The following is a 19,544-nucleotide window of genomic DNA, read 5'->3' on the forward strand; positions in this document are numbered from 1 at the left end:
TATCAAAGCGCATTCTGCGGATTAACCATCGACTGCCAACGGCTGCCATCGGTATAACAACCTAGGTGACCCAAACCGTAATCACCAATAACCTCTTGGTGGCATACCTCAAGCTGAGCTTGAAGCTGAATCACCGATACTTGCACATCAAAGCGATGAGACTCCGGGCGATGTTCGAGCACTAACTGTTCAGCCGCCACGCCTTGCTGCAACAGTGCGATGCGGTAATGCTGCGCCAACTTTTTACCTTGGGCGTTGTAGCTCGTGATTTGCCATTTACTGCCCGCTTGATTCGGATACTTACGAACAAACTGAGTGAGCTTATTCATGGCATAAACTTGGTCCTGACTTTGTACCGCAAAGTTAAATTCTGTCGGTTTAAGTGCAATGCTGGTCCCGCGAGGTTCAACAATATGGTCGGCGCAGCCGGATAGTGCCGTAACCGCAAGTAGAGCTAACATCCAGTTTTTCATTGACGGAAACCTCCCGCGTTAAGAACCTCACCAGCCCATTGGTCTTGAGCTTTGTCATAACTACCATCAAGTGCAAAAAAGCGTCGTAACGTGCCGGTTTTTTCCATGGTTGGTAGCTGGATTTGATTGGCTTTTACTGGTTTCACCAAGTTGACGGTTGCCACAATAATCAGCTCGGTTTTGTTGCGTTCTGTTCCTGTGTGACGAAACAGCGCTCCTAAAACAGGAATATCACCAATAAAAGGAATTCGTGTCAGTGATTCGCGCTCTTCACTATTAAGCAAACCACCCAGAACAAAGCTTTGACCGTCACCTAATTCAACGGTGGTTTGTGCACGACGAGTTTTGAAAGCCGGCAAATCAAACACTTCACTGGTGTAGGTGTTATCTAAAGAGCTCACCTCTGGTGATAATGCCAATTTGATTTTGTCGTCACGCAGCACTTTCGCCATCAGATCTAAACGCACACCGAATTCTTTGTAATCGACATCGCTAGCACCATCGACCACCGTCACAACAGGCATCTCACCACCAACTAAGAAGCTTGCTTGCTCGCCAGAAATTACCGATAGATTTGGTTCAGCCAGCACTTGGCCTACCTTGTCAGAGCCGACTGCTGAGATAACAGAAACAATGTCATCGGCACTAAAACTGGTTAACTGATCGACAAAGATGCCAACATCACCGCCAGAGCCCATCTTGATACCAAAATCTTGAATAAAGCTGTGGGAGACTTCTGCAATGGTCAACTTGACGTTAACTTGCTTCGTCGCAGTGACTTCAATGTTGTTCACCACACCTTGATAGGTAGGGCGAGACATAAAATCCACTTGAAGGTCGTCAGTCGAACTATCGAGTTCTGGCATTTCAAAATCATGGTTACTGGAAGACTTACCCAACAACTCACCCACCAAGGCGTAGATATTGTCGCGTTCATTGTCTGAAACGGCACTACCACTCAGTACAACGTTGCTACCAATACCGTTAACCTGAACATCAGAGTATGGATACTGCACTTGAATTTGCTGCTCAATATTGCGGTAGCTTTTGCTGACAATCAGGGTTTGGTTGATAAGCTCAAAACCATCACGGTCAAACACGATGAACGATGCTTCACCTTCTGATTTACCCAGTAACACCACCTTGTGAGCATCGATAACTTGGTAGTCCGCCACTTTTTGGTTGGAAACGAACACAGAATCAACTTCGGCTTTAAACGATAGGGTTCTTGCGCCACCAGCCGAAAGCGTCGTTATGCCCTGAGCCTGTAAAGCCGTGGAAACAAGCATTAAGCAATAGATGCTAAATCGAGTTATGGTTTTCATCTTGCCTCCTAGTTGAATCGATATTCTTTGATCGATTGGGTTTTCGTGGTTTGCCTTTCATCAGCAAAACGAATCACATCGCTTGAGTTCGCATGCAGTTCATCCACAAACTGCTCACCAATCGATTTATGTACCGTAATTTCTGCAATGCGTTTTGCTACCGACAACTTAGCCAACTGACGGTTAGTTACTTGCAACACTAAAGTGACATCAGTGGTTTTCTGGTCGGTCAAGGTGCTGACTGAGCGCTGCTTTGAGGTCATGTACAATACGGGCACTTGAGCAATCAGTGGTGTCATGGTCAGATGTTCGATATCCGACACGGTGTTGTCTGCCGAAAGGTTTTGATCCATGGTGGAAATCACTGAGATATCGACCAAATCACCAACGGCAATCGTTCCTCCTACCACATCATCACCCGGCACTGTGATATTGAACGGAGCGTAACCAGGCTTAGCCATGGTCGAGAGGTAATCGCTTTCTCCCGGAGAAGTCAGCACCTCTTTAGTCACCCATTCACCTTGATTCAGAGCTTCAGTCGCAATTAGGCGCTTGCTCCAATCGAGCTTAATATCGCTATCAATCCCTTGTTGCGCCGCTTGTGACTCGGTTAAGTATTCAATCACCAAATCTCGACGTTGCAGTGCTTCACCTCGTTTTAGATCACGCTTTAACGTCCAGACTTTAAACTTTTTCTCTTCTTTCTTCGGTTGTTGTGTTTGTACAACCGGAGCGGTTGGCTGTGATTGAGTCACGCCATAAAGCCCGACCGAAATGGCAATCGCCGCCAAAACAAGAATGACTTTTGAATTCATGGTTCACCTATAAAGATGCAGCGATGCCAAACAGGCTTCCGAGACAAATGGGCACACCATAAGGCACACCTCTTTCCATCCCAGTAGGATGATTACCTATTTGGCTGACGAGCCACTGCGTCAGAGCGAGCACTCCGCCCAAAGTGACAATCAACCAAATCGTCAACGGCAAGTACTGCGGCGCAATCATCAGTGCAAATGCAGCCAGTAATTTGCTGTCCCCCGCTGCGAGGATTCGTAGTTGAAACAGCACAGCACCTATCACCAATATCGCCATTGAAGACAGTGCGTGACTGTACTCCCCTTTACTCAAGACAAAAAAAACACCCAACAAAGCAACACTTAACGCCACTCCATTGGGTATTTTTCGGTATTTGATGTCTTGATAACTGGCTATAAAAGCCATGGTGGTAAGGGGAAGCAACCACCATAACTGTCCAAGCACTTTCGAACTTATGGGAGCGTAGGTGTATTCGCATTACCAATGTTCGTAGAAATCGTCGTAATTGCATCATTTAGTGCTTTGTATAGAGCTTTATCAAATACAGCTAGTACGACAGCAGACATACATACGCCTAGGATTGCGTATTCAATTGCCGTTACGCCACGCTCATCGTTTTTGAATGATTCGATAAACAGTTGTGTTTTTACAAATAGGTTAGTAAACATTTTGACTCCTCAATTTTTCTAATACGTCAAAAAGATGACGTAGGAGATAGTAAGAATCGAAGGGATTTTGAGCAAACCTAGACGATGGTGCCTGACACTGCTCTGACAAATAGCGAGGTTTCATTCAGGTTGGATTCAGTTTTCGCATAGGAAAACGTTTACTTAATCACAACAAAAATCATTGTGGTCCGATTTTTTCTTTTTCGGCTTAATTCACACTTTGCGTTAATTACGCATTGAGGTAAGGTCAAGGATTACTCGATAAGCCGATAAAACATCGGCACAAACATACACAAAGCAATCACAATGAATTAGGTATAACGACAAATGCAGTTCTCTAAGTTTGGTGAAAAATTTAATCAGTATTCAGGTATCACGCAGTTAATGGACGATTTGAATGATGGTCTGCGCACACCAGGTGCCATCATGCTCGGTGGAGGTAACCCTGCCGCCATTCCTGCCATGCTCGATTACTTTCGCCAAGCCAGTGAGGAAATGCTCGCCAGTGGAGAGCTCGTCGCCGCCCTCGCCAACTATGATGGTCCGCAAGGCAAAGACGCGTTCGTTAAAGCGTTGGCTCAGTTATTCCGTGAAACTTACGGCTGGGATATTTCCGAGAAAAACATCAGCCTAACTAACGGCAGCCAAAGTGGCTTTTTCTACTTGTTCAACTTGTTAGCAGGTAAACAGCCAGACGGTTCGCACAAGAAAGTGCTACTGCCTATCGCGCCTGAGTACATCGGTTATGGTGACGCAGGTATTGATGAAGATATCTTTGTCTCATACCACCCAGAGATCGAGCTGTTGGATAACGGTCTGTTTAAATACCACGTCGATTTTGAGCAGCTAACCGTCGATGACTCTGTTGCGGCAATCTGCGCGTCTCGCCCAACCAATCCAACAGGTAACGTACTGACAGACGAAGAAGTACGTAAACTGGACAAACTAGCACGTGAGAACAACATTCCGCTGATCATTGATAACGCCTACGGTCTGCCGTTCCCGAATATCATTTTTGAAGATGTCGAACCGTTCTGGAATGAAAACACCATCCTGTGCATGAGCCTATCTAAACTTGGCTTGCCAGGTGTGCGTTGTGGGATTGTGATTGCGAGTGAAGAAATCACGCAAGCATTAACCAATATGAATGGCATCATCAGCCTAGCACCGGGCAGTGTTGGTCCAGCGCTGGCAAACCACATCATTGGCAAAGGCGACCTGCTTAAACTGAGTTCAGAGGTGATTAAGCCGTTCTACAAGCAGAAGTCGCTACGTGCAGTTGAACTACTCCAAGAAGCGATTACCGATGAGCGCTTCCGTATTCACAAACCAGAAGGCGCTATCTTCTTATGGCTATGGTTCGATGAACTGCCAATTACGACAATGGAACTGTACCAACGCTTGAAAGCGCGTGGAGTTTTGATTGTTCCGGGTGAATACTTCTTTATTGGCCAGAAGGACGAGTGGGATCATGCACATCAATGCTTGCGTATGAACTACGTTCAAGATGATGAGATGATGCAAAAAGGCATTGCGATTATCGCTGAAGAAGTGGAAAAAGCTTACCGCGAAGGTAAATAGACCGATTGAACTCAGCCGCTTCTCTTTGAAATTGCGGCTTTAAAATAGTGGATTTGAAATCCCCAAACTAAAAAGAGCGCCCTTTTCCATAATGGAAGGCGCTCTTTCTCATTCTATAACCGTGTGGTTAACTGCAGTGTCATCAGCTGATTAGTTGTTTTCAATCAGGTTGTTGCCACCGATAGCAATCTTACGCGGTTGCATTGCTTCTGGAACTTCACGAACTAAATCAACATGAAGCAGACCATTTTCCATTGATGCGCCAACGACTTTTACGTAGTCCGCAAGTTGGAATTTACGTTCAAAATCGCGTTCTGCGATGCCTTGGTAAACGTAGTTTTTACCTTCTTCTGCTTTACGCTCGCCCTTCACGATCAACATGTTTTCGTTTTGAGTCAAATCGAGCTGATCTTCAGCAAAGCCAGCGACTGCCATAGTAATACGGTAGTTGTGCTCGTCTTTTTGCTCGATGTTGTATGGAGGGTAACCGCCAGAAGTGTTCTTCGCAGAGCTTGCTTCCATCAGGTTGAACAGACGGTCGAAGCCAATTGCATTACGGTATAGTGGTGAGAAATCTACATTACGCATAATCTATCCTCTTTTAAGCAATAGTCTTAGCCCAGATGAGGGTCATCCACGTGGCGCATTTATGCAAGAAAACGCCGAGCTAAGGGATCCGATGATTCATTCCTCTGACCTACTCTTTAGGTGCGGGGACATGATGTCGAATCTAGGGTCAAGTTGTGTGCTAAAACTGAGTATCCTCTCTTGAGCGATCTCGTTAAGCGATTCCAGAGGCGCTGTTCTTCTCTTATTGAGCAAGGTAGCCATCCCTCTTCATAACTAGATATAAGGTCGAAAAATGGGCTTTCAAGGGATCCAGTGAAAATATTTTTAGCTCCCCGACTCGGTCCCCTCTCCCTCTCGAAGCGTTCCCATATCCATAGGGCGCAGTCGTTCTCGTATCTCGACTCTTTTATCTCGTTTCTACCCCCATAAAAAAACGCCACCTCTTGCGAGATGGCGTTTTTAGTATGATTTGACTGAGTCTGTACGACTACACGTCTAGGTTTGCTACTTTAAGCGCGTTCTCTTCGATGAAGTTACGACGCGGCTCAACTTGGTCACCCATTAGCGTTGTGAACAATTGGTCTGCGCCTACCGCATCTTCAATGGTTACTTGCATCATGCGACGTGTCTCAGGGTCCATTGTGGTTTCCCAAAGCTGATCTGGGTTCATCTCACCTAGACCTTTGTAGCGCTGTAGACTTAGACCACGACGCGACTCTTTGATTAGCCACTCAAGTGCCGCTGCAAAGCTTGATACCGGCTGAGTACGCTCACCACGTTTGATGTAAGCGCCTTCTTCTAGCAGACCGTCTAGCGCTTCAGATAGATCCGCTAGTTTGCCGTACTCTTTCGAGTTCAGTAGGTCGATGCTTAGTGCGTAGTCATGAGTCACACCGTGAGTACGTACGATGATCTTAGGTAGGTTTAGACCTAGCTCTTCGTGTTGCTCAACTTCGAAGCTGTATTGGCTTGCGCCCACTTCTTTCGCGTTTAGCTGTTCAACTAGCTGTTTTGTCCATGCTTCTACTGCTGCAGCATCGTGACATTGCTCTGCCGTTAGACGCGGCGTGTAGATTAGCTCATGAACTAGTGCGCTTGGGTAACGGCGGCTCATGCGATCCGCCAGCTTGATACCTGCGTTGTATTGCTGAACTAGCTTCTCTAGCGCTTCACCTGCCAATGCTGGCGCTTCTGCGTTTACGTGTAGTGACGCGTTATCAAGTGCCAAAGCAACTTGGTATTGGTTCATCGCGTCTTCGTCTTTGATGTACTGCTCTTGTTTGCCTTTCTTCACTTTGTAAAGCGGTGGCTGAGCGATGTACACGTAGCCACGCTCAATAAGCTCTGGCATTTGACGGTAGAAGAAGGTCAACAGTAGCGTACGGATGTGCGAACCATCGACGTCAGCATCGGTCATGATGATGATGTTGTGGTAACGCAGTTTGTCCGGGTTGTACTCGTCACGACCGATACCACAACCTAGTGCAGTGATCAGTGTTGCTACTTCTTGAGAAGAAAGCATCTTGTCGAAACGTGCTTTTTCTACGTTAAGAATCTTACCTTTTAGCGGTAGGATTGCTTGGTTCTTACGGTTACGGCCTTGTTTTGCGGAGCCGCCTGCCGAATCACCCTCCACTATGTATAGTTCAGAGAGTGCTGGATCTTTTTCCTGACAGTCTGCAAGTTTGCCTGGTAGACCAGCTAGGTCTAGTGCGCCTTTACGACGAGTCATTTCACGAGCTTTACGCGCAGCTTCACGAGCACGAGCTGCATCGATGATTTTCGAACAAACCATCTTCGCTTCTGTCGGGTTCTCAATCAGGAACTCAGACAGTTTCTCACCCATTGCTGATTCAACCGCAGACTTCACTTCAGAAGAAACCAGTTTGTCTTTAGTTTGGCTAGAGAACTTAGGATCTGGCACTTTAACTGAAACAACCGCAGTTAGACCTTCACGAGCGTCATCACCAGATGTTGCTGTTTTCGCCTTCTTAGAGAAACCTTCTTTATCCATAAAGGTATTCAGCGTACGCGTTAACGCAGCACGGAAACCAGCAAGGTGAGTACCACCATCGCGTTGCGGGATGTTGTTAGTGAAACAGTAGATGTTCTCTTGGAAGCCATCGTTCCATTGCATTGCTACTTCAACAGCAATGCCATCTTCACGTTCAAAATCGAAGTGGAAGATTTTCTCAATGATTGGGGTTTTGTTGGTGTTTAGGTGCTCAACGAACGCTTGAATACCACCTTCAAACATGAAGTGGTCACTCTTGTCTGCTTCACGCTCATCAACCAGCTTGATAGAAACACCTGAGTTTAGGAAAGAAAGCTCACGTAGACGTTTTGCTAGGATATCGTAATGGAATTCGATATTTGTGAAGGTTTCAGCGCTTGGCCAGAAGCGGATCTGTGTACCTGTTTGGTCAGTATCACCAATTACTGCTAGTGGCGCTTGAGGCTCACCGTGATGGTAAGTTTGCGTGTGGATATGACCGCCGCGGTGGATAGTCAGAACCACTTTTTCAGACAGTGCGTTTACTACTGAAACACCTACGCCGTGAAGACCGCCCGATACTTTGTATGAGTTATCGTCGAACTTACCACCAGCGTGAAGTACCGTCATGATAACTTCTGCTGCTGATACTTTTTCTTCTGGGTGCATTTCTGTTGGAATGCCACGACCATCATCCGTAACTGAAACCGAGTTGTCCTCATGAATTGTCACAACGATGTCTTTACAGTGACCTGCCAACGCTTCATCAATTGAGTTATCCACCACTTCGAAGACCATGTGGTGAAGACCAGTGCCGTCGTCCGTGTCGCCGATGTACATACCTGGACGCTTACGTACCGCATCCAGACCCTTCAGTACCTTAATACTCGATGAATCGTAATTTTCAGACATGAGTTTCTCTCTTCTAGTTTGACTCTATCCTGCCATGTTCCACATGAAACAATTTGCCCGTATCGTCCAACATATCGGCGATTTGGCTTTCAGTGATAGAGCTTACAAATACTTGTGCGCCCGTCTCTTTCAAGCAGTCAGCAAGACGCTTGCGACGTTGGCTGTCTAATTCCGACGCAAAGTCGTCAATTAGGTAAATACATTGTTTTCCGGTCATTTCGGTAAGATGTTGTCCCTGCGCGACACGCAATGCACACACCATGAGTTTTAATTGACCGCGTGACAAAACGTCCTCAACAGGCGTTCCGTTCACTTTAATGCGCAGATCAGCCTTATTCGGACCACTAAAGGTGTAGCCCAACGACTGATCACGCTCGAAATTTTTTTCTAGTATCTCATGATAAGGGGTATCTTTGTCCCATCCACGATAATACTTTAATTGGATCTCAAATTCTGGCAAAAATGTCTGACAGATGGTTTCCGCTACGCTTTTCATCTGATCGATGTACAGCGCTCGCCATTGACTGATGTTTTCAGCCAAACGCGCCACCTCTTGATCCCAATAACTGAGTTCACGATAACTTCTGGCGGTTTTAAGCAGTGCATTACGTTGCTTGTTAAGACGCTTGAAACGTCCCCATGCATCATAGAAAGCGGGCTCGGTGTGAAACACACCCCAATCGATGAATGCACGACGATGTTTTGGGCCATCCGTTAGTAGATCAAACCCTTCCGGATGTATCAACTGCAAAGGTAAAACTTGTGCGAGTTGTGCCAGTTTTTGCCCAGATTGACCGCCTATTTTAACCTCTGTTGAGCCATCACGCTGCTTATTAATGCCGATAGGTAGCTCAAATTGATCCGAGTTCAAAAAACGACCATGAACAAACAGTTCGTCACACTCATTTTGGATAACTCGGCCCGTCAGCGAACTCTTGAAAGAGCGTCCGTGTCCGAGCAAGTAAATCGCTTCTAGAACACTGGTTTTACCGCTGCCGTTCGGCCCAATAAGAAAGTTAAAGCCTGCTGATAGGTCAATATCACAGGCTTTAATGTTTCGAAACTGCTGAATGATGAGGCGAGAAAGTGGCATTCAGATGGCTTATAGACGAATTGGCATCACCACGTACATGGCACTGTCGTCGTCTGCGTTTTCAATCAACGCACTTGCGTTTGCATCTGACATCGACACACGTACGTTATCGCAACGCAGTGTATTAAGCACATCAAGCACGTAGCTAACGTTGAAGCCGATCTCGATAGCGTCACCTTCAAAGGTCACGTCTAGCATTTCTTCTGCTTCTTCTTGCTCTGGGTTGTTGGCAGTAATGCGCATTTCACTGCCCGCAAGATTCACACGAACACCACGGAATTTTTCATTAGAAAGAATCGCTGCACGAGAAAACGCTTGGCGTAATTCATCACAGCTTGCTTCTAGTGTTTTGGTCGTACTTTGTGGCATTACGCGGCGATAGTCAGGGAAACGGCCATCAACAAGCTTAGAAGTGAAAATAAAGTTGTTCACTTCTGCACGCACATTTGAGCTACCAATTTGCAGTACGACAGGTTGCTCAGGTGCGTCCATTAGCTTCACAAGTTCTTGCACACCCTTACGCGGCACGATGATTTGCTTCTGAGCAAAATCTGCACCGAGTTGTGTTTGAGATACCGCCATACGGTGACCGTCAGTAGCCACGCTACGTAACGTCGTACCGTCGATTTCAAACAACATACCGTTGAGGTAGTAACGAACGTCTTGGTTCGCCATTGAGAATTGTGTTTTCTCGATCAGCGTACGCAGATCAGACTGAGTCAGTGACACTTCCACTTCACTCTGCCAATCTTCAATGTTCGGGAAATCGTTCGCTGGAAGCGTCGCCAGTGAGAAACGGCTACGGCCAGAACGAACTTGTACGCGATCGCCTTCTAGTACGAAGGTGATAATAGAGTCATCTGGTAGACCACGGCAGATATCAAGAAATTTACGAGAAGGAACGGTAATGCTGCCCGCTTCAAAATCCCCTTCTAGAGCCACTTTGCTTACCAATTCCACTTCCAAATCGGTTGCGGTCATGGATAACACGTTCTCTTCTACTTTAATCAGTAGGTTACCAAGAATTGGTAGGGTTGGTCGGCCACCTAGTGCACCCGAAACCTGTTGTAGCGGTTTGATTAAATGACTACGTTCAATGGTAAATTTCATGCTTGGCTCTTTACGCTGTCAGCTCAATTAATGATTTGCTTAGAATACTGTCATTCTAACCGATTACGAAGACAGGGTGCGAATCAAGTTAGAGTAATCTTCTTTAATATCGTGGCTCTCTTCACGCAGCTGCTCAATCTTGCGACATGCATGCAGCACCGTGGTGTGGTCACGACCACCAAATGCATCACCAATTTCAGGCAAGCTGTGGTTGGTCAGCTCTTTTGCCAGCGCCATCGCCAATTGGCGAGGACGAGCAACCGAGCGAGAGCGGCGTTTAGACAGCAAGTCCGCCACTTTAATCTTGTAGTATTCCGCGACCGTCTTTTGAATGTTATCGATCGTTACAAGCTTCTCTTGTAGAGCAAGCAGATCGCGCAGCGCTTCACGAACAAAATCAATCGTAATTGGACGACCAGTGAAGTTGGCGTTTGCAATAACGCGGTTCAGTGCACCTTCCAGTTCACGAACGTTAGAACGTAGACGCTTGGCAATAAAGAACGCCACTTCATCCGCTAGGTGGATTTGGTGGTCTTCGGCTTTCTTCATCAAGATCGCTACGCGGGTTTCTAATTCAGGCGGCTCGATCGCAACCGTTAGACCCCAACCAAAACGTGATTTTAGACGATCTTCCACACCGCTGATCTCTTTTGGATAACGGTCTGAAGTAAGAATGATCTGTTGGTTACCTTCCAATAACGCGTTGAAGGTATGGAAGAATTCTTCCTGTGAACGCTCTTTATTAGCAAAGAACTGAATATCATCGATAAGAAGCGCATCAACACTGCGGTAATAACGTTTGAACTCTTCAATCGCATTGTTTTGCAGTGCTTTTACCATGTCTTGAACAAAACGCTCAGAGTGCATGTACACCACTTTCGCGTTTGGCTTGTTATCCACAATCGCGTTGCCCACGGCATGCAACAAGTGCGTTTTACCTAAGCCCGTGCCACCGTATAGGAACAACGGGTTGTAAGCTGCGCCCGGATTATCTGAAACCTGACGTGCTGCAGCCAAACCCAGTTGGTTCGACTTACCTTCCACGAAGTTGTTGAACTTGTGCTTTGGGTTCACGTTTGAACGATGATTGATGTTCGCGATCGCTTGAGCGTCGTCATCCCACGTTTTATGCACAGGCTTACGAGCTTGCAATTGCGCTGGTGCTGAAGATTCAGCGGCCACATCAGCTGGCGTACGTGTCGGTGCCGGCTTAGGAGCTGCAACTGGGCGACTGCCCACTTCAAAGCGTAAGCTAGGGACGTCGTTACCGCAGTATTCCTGCAGTAGACGATTGATGCTGTTCAGGTACTTGTCGCGAACCCAATCCAAAACAAAGCGGTTTGGAGCGAACAGAGTGAGAGTATTGTCATTGAGCTCCGCTTGTAACGGACGAACCCACATGCTGAATTCTGTAGCTGGTAGCTCTTCTTGAAGCTGCTGCAAACATTGCAACCAAAGCGAAGATGACACGGTGCCCCCACTGAGTATTTGAATTATCGGAAAAGACTGGCAATTTTACCTGTTGATAACCAAGATCGCCAGCAATTGATCGATGATCCAGTGAATAAGATCTAAGTTATTCACAATTATTTCGCCCAACTAAGCGAGATCAACACATCTTGCCCCAAATTTGCCCACACATTGATCCACATTTGGGCAAAATCAGCCAGATCGAGCAATTGGTGATAACTCTGTGAATGAATTTCGGTTCATCGATTTTTTTCGATCGTCATTTCTGCTCTTTCCGATCGTTTTTTCATCATTTATCCCTATATTTTGGCTACTATCTATACCAAATAAGATCTTATTACTCTGAGGTCTAGGTTATTGCACTTGGTTATTTCTTTAATTGAGCTAACTGACAGTAGTATTTCCAACCATAAAAGTATGGAGATGTATTATGAAAAACTGGATTAAGGTTGCCGTTGCAGCCATCGCTTTATCTGCCGCGACCGTTCAAGCGGCAGTCGACACTGCCGCTACTGAAGTAAAAGTAGGCATGTCTGGCCGTTACTTCCCATTCACCTTTGTGAAGCAAGATAAGCTGCAAGGCTTTGAAGTGGATATGTGGGATGAGATCGGTAAACGTAACGATTACAAAATCGAATACGTAACAGCGAACTTTTCTGGTTTGTTTGGCCTTCTAGAGACAGGCCGTATTGATACCATCTCAAACCAGATCACCATGACAGACGCACGTAAAGCGAAATACCTGTTTGCAGACCCATACGTGGTAGATGGCGCGCAAATCACGGTACGTAAAGGCAACGACAGTATTCAAGGTGTGGAAGATCTAGCAGGCAAAACCGTTGCGGTTAACCTAGGCTCTAACTTTGAGCAGTTGCTTCGCAGCTACGACAAAGACGGCAAGATCAACATCAAGACTTACGATACTGGTATTGAGCACGATGTAGCGCTAGGCCGTGCTGATGCGTTCGTTATGGACCGTCTGTCTGCATTAGAACTGATTAAGAAAACCGGTCTACCGCTACAACTTGCGGGTGAACCATTTGAAACGATTCAAAACGCTTGGCCATTCGTTGATAACGAAAAAGGTCGTAAGCTACAGGCAGAAGTGAATAAAGCACTTGAAGAGATGCGTGCCGACGGAACAGTAGAGAAGATTTCTGTGAAATGGTTTGGTGCCGACATCACTAAGTAAAACTTCTCTTCTTTTAGGACGCAGAGCTTTATCTCGCGTCCTTTTTTAACTCAATGACAAGGTGGAACTTCGTATTCCACCTTTTCTTTTCTCAAGGTAAGTCGTATGGGATTTGATTTTAATTACATGTTGGAATTGTTGCCAATACTGCTCAAGTATCTTGGCACAACCATGGAAATGGCCACATGGGGATTGGTCTTTTCACTGATTCTAGCCGTTATTTTAGCGAACATTCGCGTATTTAAGCTGCCATTTCTCGACCAATTGAGCCAACTTTACATCAGCTTCTTCCGTGGTACTCCGCTTTTGGTACAACTGTTTTTGCTCTACTACGGCTTACCGCAAATCTTCCCATTCATGGTGGGCATTGATGCCTTTTCTGCGGCAGTGATTGGCTTAACGCTCCACTTTGCCGCTTATATGGCAGAGAGTATTCGCGCTGCCATCATTGGTATCGATCGCAGTCAGATGGAAGCGAGCTTGTCAGTGGGGATGACAACACCTCAAGCAATGCGTCGGGTGATTTTGCCACAAGCAACGCGCGTCGCACTGCCTTCTCTTATGAACTATTTCATCGATATGATTAAGTCCACTTCCCTTGCCTTCACGCTGGGTGTGGCTGAAATCATGGCTAAAGCGCAGATGGAGGCCTCTTCTAGCTTCCGCTTCTTCGAAGCTTTCCTTGCCGTCGCTCTTATCTACTGGGGTGTGGTGGTGATTCTGACTCGAGTACAAATTTGGGCAGAAGCGAAATTGAATAAGGCGTACGTACGATGATCAAATTAGAAAATATCCACAAACGCTTTGGCGAAACAGAAGTCCTCAAAGGTATTGATCTCGATATCAAGCAAGGTGAGATCATCGTTATTATTGGCTCAAGTGGTACGGGTAAATCGACACTTCTACGTACTGTTAACTTCTTAGAGCAAGCGGATGAAGGTCGCATTACCATCGATGACATCTCCGTCGACACACAAAAGCATACCAAAGCCGAAGTATTGGCTCTGCGCCGCCGAACTGGGTTCGTTTTCCAAAACTATGCCCTATTTGCTCATATGAACGCGCGTCAGAACATCGCAGAAGGCTTGATCACGGTACGCGGTTGGAAAAAAGAAGACGCTCTCAAGCGTGCTCAAGAAATTCTGGATGACATCGGCCTTGGCGATAAAGGAGAAAGTTATCCAGCGGCTCTGTCTGGTGGCCAACAACAACGTGTGGGTATCGGCCGAGCGATGGCGCTGCAACCGGAACTGCTGCTTTTTGATGAGCCAACGTCTGCGTTGGATCCGGAATGGGTTGGAGAAGTTCTCTCATTAATGAAGAAGTTAGCCAATCAACATCAAACAATGTTAGTGGTCACGCACGAGATGCAATTTGCTAAAGAAGTGGCGGATAGAGTGATCTTTATGGCCGAAGGCAACATCGTTGAACAAGGTTCTCCACAAGATATCTTCGATAATCCACAAGATCCTCGTTTGAAAAAATTCCTTAACCAAGTTGGAATAGAGTAAAGATCAAGCATCAAGATCAATCGATCCTTGAGATTTTACTCACACTACGTATAATCGCCCGGCCGGAATTTCGTACTCATGAGTCATTGACACATTATGTGAGTGTGATTACAATTCCGCCTCTTTGTTGAGAGGCGTCGGTTGTTCTTCTTTAATAAAGAGCTTCTTTATATAAAGAAAGCAAAATGCCCACGCCGGGTTTAACAAGAACCTAAAACTACTGATCAGTAAAGGTAATTATCATGAAACGCACTTTTCAACCTACAGTTCTAAAGCGCAAGCGTACTCACGGCTTCCGTGCTCGCATGGCAACTAAGAACGGTCGTAAAGTTATCAACGCACGTCGTGCAAAAGGCCGTGCGCGCCTATCAAAATAATCGCTAGTTTATTTTGAACACGTACGCGTTTAATCGGGAGTTACGCTTGTTAACTCCCGAGCATTATCAAAACGTCTTCCAGCAAGCTCATCGAGCTGGCTCGCCTCATTTCACCATCATTGCACGCAATAACAAACTTTCTCATCCTCGATTAGGTTTAGCTGTTCCGAAAAAGCAAATCAAAACTGCTGTTGGTCGTAACCGCTTTAAGCGTTTGGCTCGTGAAAGCTTTCGTAACAATCAACATCAACTTCCAAATAAAGATTTTGTTGTGATTGCAAAGAAAAGCGCGCAAGATTTAAGCAATGAGGAATTATTTAAGTTGTTTGATAAGCTATGGCATCGCCTGTCTCGCCCTTCACGTGGATAGCCATTGGGCTCATTAATCTATATCGCTGGTTTATCAGCCCTCTGATTGGTCCTCGTTGCCGGTTCACTCCAACTTGTTCCACTTACGCGCTAGAAGCTTTGAGAGCTCACGGTTTTGTAAAAGGATGTTGGTTATCAGGCAAACGTCTATTAAAATGCCACCCTTTGAATGAAGGGGGGTATGACCCCGTTCCACCAGTCCAAAAACAAGACAGAGATAACTAACGATGGATTCTCAACGTAATATCCTGCTTATCGCTCTGGCACTGGTTTCTTTCTTGCTGTTTCAACAATGGCAAGTAGCAAAGAATCCAGCACCTCAAGCGGTTGAACAGGCTCAATCAAGCAGTACTCTACCTGCACCATCTTTTGCTGATGACTTGGATCCAGTTCCTGGCCAACAGCAAGCTTCTGCAAAAACTATCACAGTAACGACTGATGTTTTAACTCTGTCGATCGACACCGTTGGTGGCGATGTGGTACATGCCGACCTGAACAAATACGCTGCTGAACTTGATTCATCAGACCCATTCGTTCTGCTAAAAGACACTAAAGGCCACCAGTTCATCGCACAAAGCGGTCTAGTGGGTCCTCAAGGTATCGACCTTAGCAGCACTAACCGTCCTCACTACAACGTGAGCGCAGACAGCTTTACTCTAGCTGACGGTCAAGACGAACTACGCGTTCCAATGACATTCACTGCAAACGGTATCGAATACATCAAAACTTACGTATTCAAACGTGGCAGCTACGCACTGAACGTAGAATACGATGTTGTGAACAACTCTGGTAACAACGCAACATTTGGTATGTACGCTCACTTGCGTCAAAACCTAATGGACGCTGGTGGTAGCATCACAATGCCGACTTACCGTGGCGGTGCTTACTCAACAGAAGACGTTCGTTACAAGAAATACAGCTTTGAAGATATGCAGGATCGTAACCTGTCTATCAACCTAGCAGATGGCCAAGGTTGGGCAGCAATGATCCAACACTACTTCGCTGCAGCTTGGATCCCACGCAACGAACCGGGTACTAACCTGTACACTCGCGTGATTGGTAACCTAGGTGACATCGGCGTACGTATGCCAAACAAAACTATCGCAACGGGTGACCAAGCGAAGTTTGAAGCAACACTATGGGTTGGTCCTAAGCTACAAAAAGAAATGGCTGCAGTAGCACCAAACCTAGACCTAGTAGTGGACTACGGCTGGCTATGGTTCATCGCTAAACCACTTCACTCACTGCTTGCTTTCATCCAAAGCTTTGTGGGTAACTGGGGTGTAGCAATCATCTGTTTGACCTTCATCGTTCGTGGTGCAATGTACCCACTAACTAAAGCGCAATACACGTCTATGGCGAAAATGCGCATGCTACAGCCTAAGCTGCAAGCAATGCGCGAGCGTATCGGTGATGACCGTCAGCGCATGAGCCAAGAAATGATGGAACTGTACAAGAAAGAGAAAGTGAACCCACTGGGTGGCTGTCTACCTCTTATCCTACAGATGCCTATCTTCATCGCGCTTTATTGGGCACTAATGGAATCGGTTGAGCTACGTCACTCTCCATTCTTCGGTTGGATTCATGACCTTTCAGCGCAGGACCCTTACTACATCCTGCCTCTACTGATGGGTGCGTCAATGTTCCTAATCCAGAAGATGAGCCCAACAACAGTAACGGATCCAATGCAGCAGAAGATCATGACCTTTATGCCGGTTATGTTTACCTTCTTCTTCTTGTTCTTCCCATCAGGCCTAGTTCTATACTGGTTGGTGTCGAACATCGTTACGCTTATCCAGCAAACTTTGATTTACAAAGCGCTGGAGAAAAAAGGCTTACACACTAAGTAACCTTGATAGAAAAGCATAAGAAAGGCGGCCAAAAGGTCGCCTTTTTGTTTTTGGCTGATTACAATTCAGCTAATTAATTGGTTCTGGCTCCCTAGGGGTGTAAACCCTATAGCCCAGCTCAAAAGGCAAGATTATGACTACAGATACGATTGTCGCTCAGGCTACCGCACCCGGTCGTGGTGGTGTCGGCATTATTCGTGTTTCTGGCCCTAAGGCCAATCAAGTGGCGCTAGAAGTCACAGGTAAGACGCTAAAGCCTCGCTACGCAGAGTATCTGCCATTTCAAGCGGAAGATGGCACCGTGCTAGACCAAGGCATTGCCCTGTACTTCCCTAACCCACATTCGTTTACAGGCGAAGACGTACTTGAACTGCAAGGCCACGGTGGCCCTGTGGTAATGGATATGCTGATTAAGCGTATCTTGGGTATCGACGGCGTACGTGCCGCTCGACCAGGTGAGTTCTCAGAACGCGCCTTCCTAAACGACAAGATGGACCTAACTCAAGCAGAAGCGATTGCCGACCTGATTGATGCCAGCTCAGAAGAAGCAGCAAAATCAGCACTGCAATCACTGCAAGGCCAGTTCTCACAACGCATCCAAACGCTGGTGGAATCTCTGATCCACTTACGTATCTACGTGGAAGCCGCCATTGACTTTCCAGAAGAAGAAATCGACTTTTTGGCCGATGGTAAAGTGTCTGGTGACCTACAAACAATCATCGATAACCTAGATGCGGTACGTAAAGAAGCCAACCAAGGCGCGATCATGCGTGAAGGCATGAAAGTCGTAATTGCTGGTCGTCCTAATGCTGGTAAATCAAGTCTATTGAACGCTCTATCTGGCAAAGAATCCGCTATCGTGACGGATATCGCCGGTACCACGCGTGACGTATTGCGTGAACACATCCATATCGATGGCATGCCTTTACACATCATCGATACCGCTGGTCTGCGTGATGCTTCTGATGAAGTAGAGAAAATCGGTATCGAGCGTGCATGGGATGAAATCGCCCAAGCAGACCGTGTTCTGTTTATGGTTGATGGCACCACAACCGATGCAACGGATCCAAAAGACATTTGGCCAGACTTCGTTGATCGCTTGCCAAACAGTATTGGCATGACGGTGATCCGCAACAAAGCGGATCAAACGGGCGAAGATATGGGGATCTGCCATGTAAACGATCCGACACTGATTCGCCTTTCTGCAAAAACCGGTGCAGGTGTGGATGCTTTACGTACTCACTTAAAAGAGTGCATGGGCTTCTCAGGCAATACCGAAGGCGGCTTTATGGCTCGTCGTCGTCACCTAGATGCGCTAGAACGTGCTGCTCAGCACCTTCAAATCGGCCAAGAACAGCTTGAAGGCTATATGGCGGGGGAAATCTTGGCAGAAGAGCTGCGTATTACTCAGCAGCACTTGAATGAGATTACTGGCGAGTTCAGCTCTGATGACCTCCTCGGCAGAATCTTCTCCTCATTCTGTATCGGTAAATAATCAAAACGCGCGGTGTTAAGCATAAGTTTAACGCCGCGTTTCTTTTTGTACTGACGCACTGTGGTTACCCAAGGCGTGAGTATGGCTCAATAAAGGAAGACACATGATCCACATTATTACAGGCAGTACGTTAGGTGGCGCAGAATACGTAGGTGATCACCTGAGTGATCTGCTAAATGAAAACGGTTTAGAAACGACGATCCACAACCAACCAGAATTGTCATCGATCGAGAACCAAGGCACTTGGCTAGTGATCACTTCAACTCACGGCGCGGGCGAATACCCAGATAATATCCAACCTTTTATTGCTGCGTTACAAAACACACCACCTAAGATGGCCGATGTGAAGTTCGCAGTGATTGCGATTGGAGATTCAAGCTACGATACATTCTGCGCTGCAGGCCAGCATGCTTATGACCTGTTAGAAGACATTGGTGCAACGCCTATCACTGACTGCTTGAAGATTGATGTACTCAGCCATGATGTACCTGAAGACGCCGCAGAGGTGTGGTTGAAGGAGAATCTGGCACGCTTTACCGCTTAATTCCTCTCTTACAGAGTCGCATCGCGGCTCTGTTTCTCCCCTTAGTGAATAACTTCCTACAAAACTTTTTGTTCAACCGCTCAAAAAACACCCAAACTAGCTGTGGATAAGTAAGGTAAGATCCGGTGACTTTCCTTTAGTTATCCCAATAACAACTTTGATCCGTTTTACCCCCTGTGTATAACCCCGCATTTT

20 protein-coding genes are annotated in these 19,544 nt (G+C 46.4%); 10 read left to right on the plus strand and 10 right to left on the minus strand.

The window, feature by feature from the left end; translation table 11 throughout:
- Positions 1-2: 2 nt before the first annotated feature.
- Genes KIT90_RS12730 through KIT90_RS12750 form a run of 5 tightly spaced genes read right to left on the minus strand, consistent with a single transcriptional unit; the run spans position 3 to position 3,282 of the window.
- Positions 3-473 (minus strand): hypothetical protein, encoded by a 471-nt coding sequence (locus KIT90_RS12730; protein WP_171371576.1) that lies wholly within the window; start codon positions 471-473, stop codon positions 3-5.
- Positions 470-1,798, minus strand: coding sequence for a type II and III secretion system protein family protein (locus tag KIT90_RS12735; RefSeq protein ID WP_285376977.1), 1,329 nt, complete (start codon positions 1,796-1,798; stop codon positions 470-472). Before KIT90_RS12735 ends, KIT90_RS12730 begins: the two co-directional genes overlap by 4 nt.
- A gap of 8 nt (positions 1,799-1,806) precedes the next feature.
- Positions 1,807-2,613, minus strand: a complete 807-nt coding sequence (gene cpaB, locus KIT90_RS12740; RefSeq protein WP_285376978.1) for a Flp pilus assembly protein CpaB — start codon at positions 2,611-2,613, stop codon at positions 1,807-1,809.
- Between the two features lie 7 nt (positions 2,614-2,620).
- Complete coding sequence (locus tag KIT90_RS12745; RefSeq protein ID WP_285377022.1) at positions 2,621-3,019, minus strand: prepilin peptidase; 399 nt, start codon at positions 3,017-3,019, stop codon at positions 2,621-2,623.
- Between the two features lie 47 nt (positions 3,020-3,066).
- Positions 3,067-3,282 carry a Flp family type IVb pilin gene (locus tag KIT90_RS12750; RefSeq protein ID WP_285376980.1) on the minus strand — a complete coding sequence of 72 codons (216 nt, stop codon included), beginning with the start codon at positions 3,280-3,282 and terminating at the stop codon, positions 3,067-3,069.
- Positions 3,283-3,609: 327 nt separating this feature from the next.
- On the opposite strand from KIT90_RS12750, the gene KIT90_RS12755 reads away from it, so the two are divergent.
- Positions 3,610-4,863: a valine--pyruvate transaminase gene (locus KIT90_RS12755; protein WP_285376981.1), complete on the plus strand. Its 1,254-nt coding sequence runs from the start codon at positions 3,610-3,612 to the stop codon at positions 4,861-4,863.
- A 150-nt stretch (positions 4,864-5,013) separates the two neighbouring features.
- Here KIT90_RS12755 and KIT90_RS12760 read toward each other — a convergent pair whose 3' ends face one another.
- From KIT90_RS12760 to dnaA, 5 genes are all read right to left on the minus strand, one after another.
- Complete coding sequence (locus tag KIT90_RS12760) at positions 5,014-5,451, minus strand: Hsp20 family protein (protein ID WP_285376983.1); 438 nt, start codon at positions 5,449-5,451, stop codon at positions 5,014-5,016.
- A gap of 469 nt (positions 5,452-5,920) precedes the next feature.
- Positions 5,921-8,338, minus strand: coding sequence for a DNA topoisomerase (ATP-hydrolyzing) subunit B (gene gyrB / locus KIT90_RS12765; protein ID WP_009708039.1), 2,418 nt, complete (start codon positions 8,336-8,338; stop codon positions 5,921-5,923).
- Between the two features lie 13 nt (positions 8,339-8,351).
- On the minus strand, positions 8,352-9,431 hold the full coding sequence (gene recF / locus KIT90_RS12770; protein ID WP_285376984.1) for a DNA replication/repair protein RecF: 1,080 nt from the start codon (positions 9,429-9,431) through the stop codon (positions 8,352-8,354).
- A gap of 9 nt (positions 9,432-9,440) precedes the next feature.
- Positions 9,441-10,541: a DNA polymerase III subunit beta gene (gene dnaN, locus KIT90_RS12775; RefSeq protein WP_005440839.1), complete on the minus strand. Its 1,101-nt coding sequence runs from the start codon at positions 10,539-10,541 to the stop codon at positions 9,441-9,443.
- A 63-nt stretch (positions 10,542-10,604) separates the two neighbouring features.
- The gene (gene dnaA / locus KIT90_RS12780) at positions 10,605-12,011 is read right to left on the minus strand and encodes a chromosomal replication initiator protein DnaA (RefSeq protein ID WP_005440837.1); all 1,407 of its coding nucleotides are present in this window, start codon (positions 12,009-12,011) and stop codon (positions 10,605-10,607) included.
- 430 nt (positions 12,012-12,441) lie between these two features.
- Here dnaA and KIT90_RS12785 point away from each other — a divergent pair, with 430 nt between their 5' ends.
- The 9 genes from KIT90_RS12785 (at position 12,442) to mioC (ending at position 19,349) form a co-directional block, all read left to right on the plus strand.
- Positions 12,442-13,203 (plus strand): amino acid ABC transporter substrate-binding protein, encoded by a 762-nt coding sequence (locus KIT90_RS12785; RefSeq protein WP_258491053.1) that lies wholly within the window; start codon positions 12,442-12,444, stop codon positions 13,201-13,203.
- A gap of 105 nt (positions 13,204-13,308) precedes the next feature.
- The gene (locus tag KIT90_RS12790; protein ID WP_045398812.1) at positions 13,309-13,980 is read left to right on the plus strand and encodes an amino acid ABC transporter permease; all 672 of its coding nucleotides are present in this window, start codon (positions 13,309-13,311) and stop codon (positions 13,978-13,980) included.
- Positions 13,977-14,714 carry an amino acid ABC transporter ATP-binding protein gene (locus KIT90_RS12795; protein WP_005440831.1) on the plus strand — a complete coding sequence of 246 codons (738 nt, stop codon included), beginning with the start codon at positions 13,977-13,979 and terminating at the stop codon, positions 14,712-14,714. The genes KIT90_RS12790 and KIT90_RS12795 overlap by 4 nt, the downstream gene beginning before the upstream one ends.
- Positions 14,715-14,956: 242 nt before the next feature.
- Entirely contained in the window at positions 14,957-15,091 is a 135-nt protein-coding gene (gene rpmH / locus KIT90_RS12800; protein WP_005378825.1) for a 50S ribosomal protein L34, read from the plus strand.
- 46 nt (positions 15,092-15,137) lie between these two features.
- Positions 15,138-15,461 carry a ribonuclease P protein component gene (gene rnpA / locus KIT90_RS12805; protein ID WP_009699098.1) on the plus strand — a complete coding sequence of 108 codons (324 nt, stop codon included), beginning with the start codon at positions 15,138-15,140 and terminating at the stop codon, positions 15,459-15,461.
- Entirely contained in the window at positions 15,428-15,685 is a 258-nt protein-coding gene (yidD, locus tag KIT90_RS12810) for a membrane protein insertion efficiency factor YidD (protein ID WP_078608021.1), read from the plus strand. The genes rnpA and yidD overlap by 34 nt, the downstream gene beginning before the upstream one ends.
- A 2-nt stretch (positions 15,686-15,687) precedes the next feature.
- Complete coding sequence (gene yidC / locus KIT90_RS12815) at positions 15,688-17,310, plus strand: membrane protein insertase YidC (RefSeq protein WP_009708036.1); 1,623 nt, start codon at positions 15,688-15,690, stop codon at positions 17,308-17,310.
- Between the two features lie 133 nt (positions 17,311-17,443).
- Positions 17,444-18,805 carry a tRNA uridine-5-carboxymethylaminomethyl(34) synthesis GTPase MnmE gene (gene mnmE / locus KIT90_RS12820; protein ID WP_005440826.1) on the plus strand — a complete coding sequence of 454 codons (1,362 nt, stop codon included), beginning with the start codon at positions 17,444-17,446 and terminating at the stop codon, positions 18,803-18,805.
- Between the two features lie 103 nt (positions 18,806-18,908).
- Positions 18,909-19,349 (plus strand): FMN-binding protein MioC, encoded by a 441-nt coding sequence (mioC, locus tag KIT90_RS12825; RefSeq protein ID WP_005440825.1) that lies wholly within the window; start codon positions 18,909-18,911, stop codon positions 19,347-19,349.
- Positions 19,350-19,544: the final 195 nt, after the last annotated feature.

It is taken from the genome of Vibrio sp. B172a (assembly GCF_030248355.1).
Lineage (GTDB): Bacteria > Pseudomonadota > Gammaproteobacteria > Enterobacterales > Vibrionaceae > Vibrio > Vibrio owensii.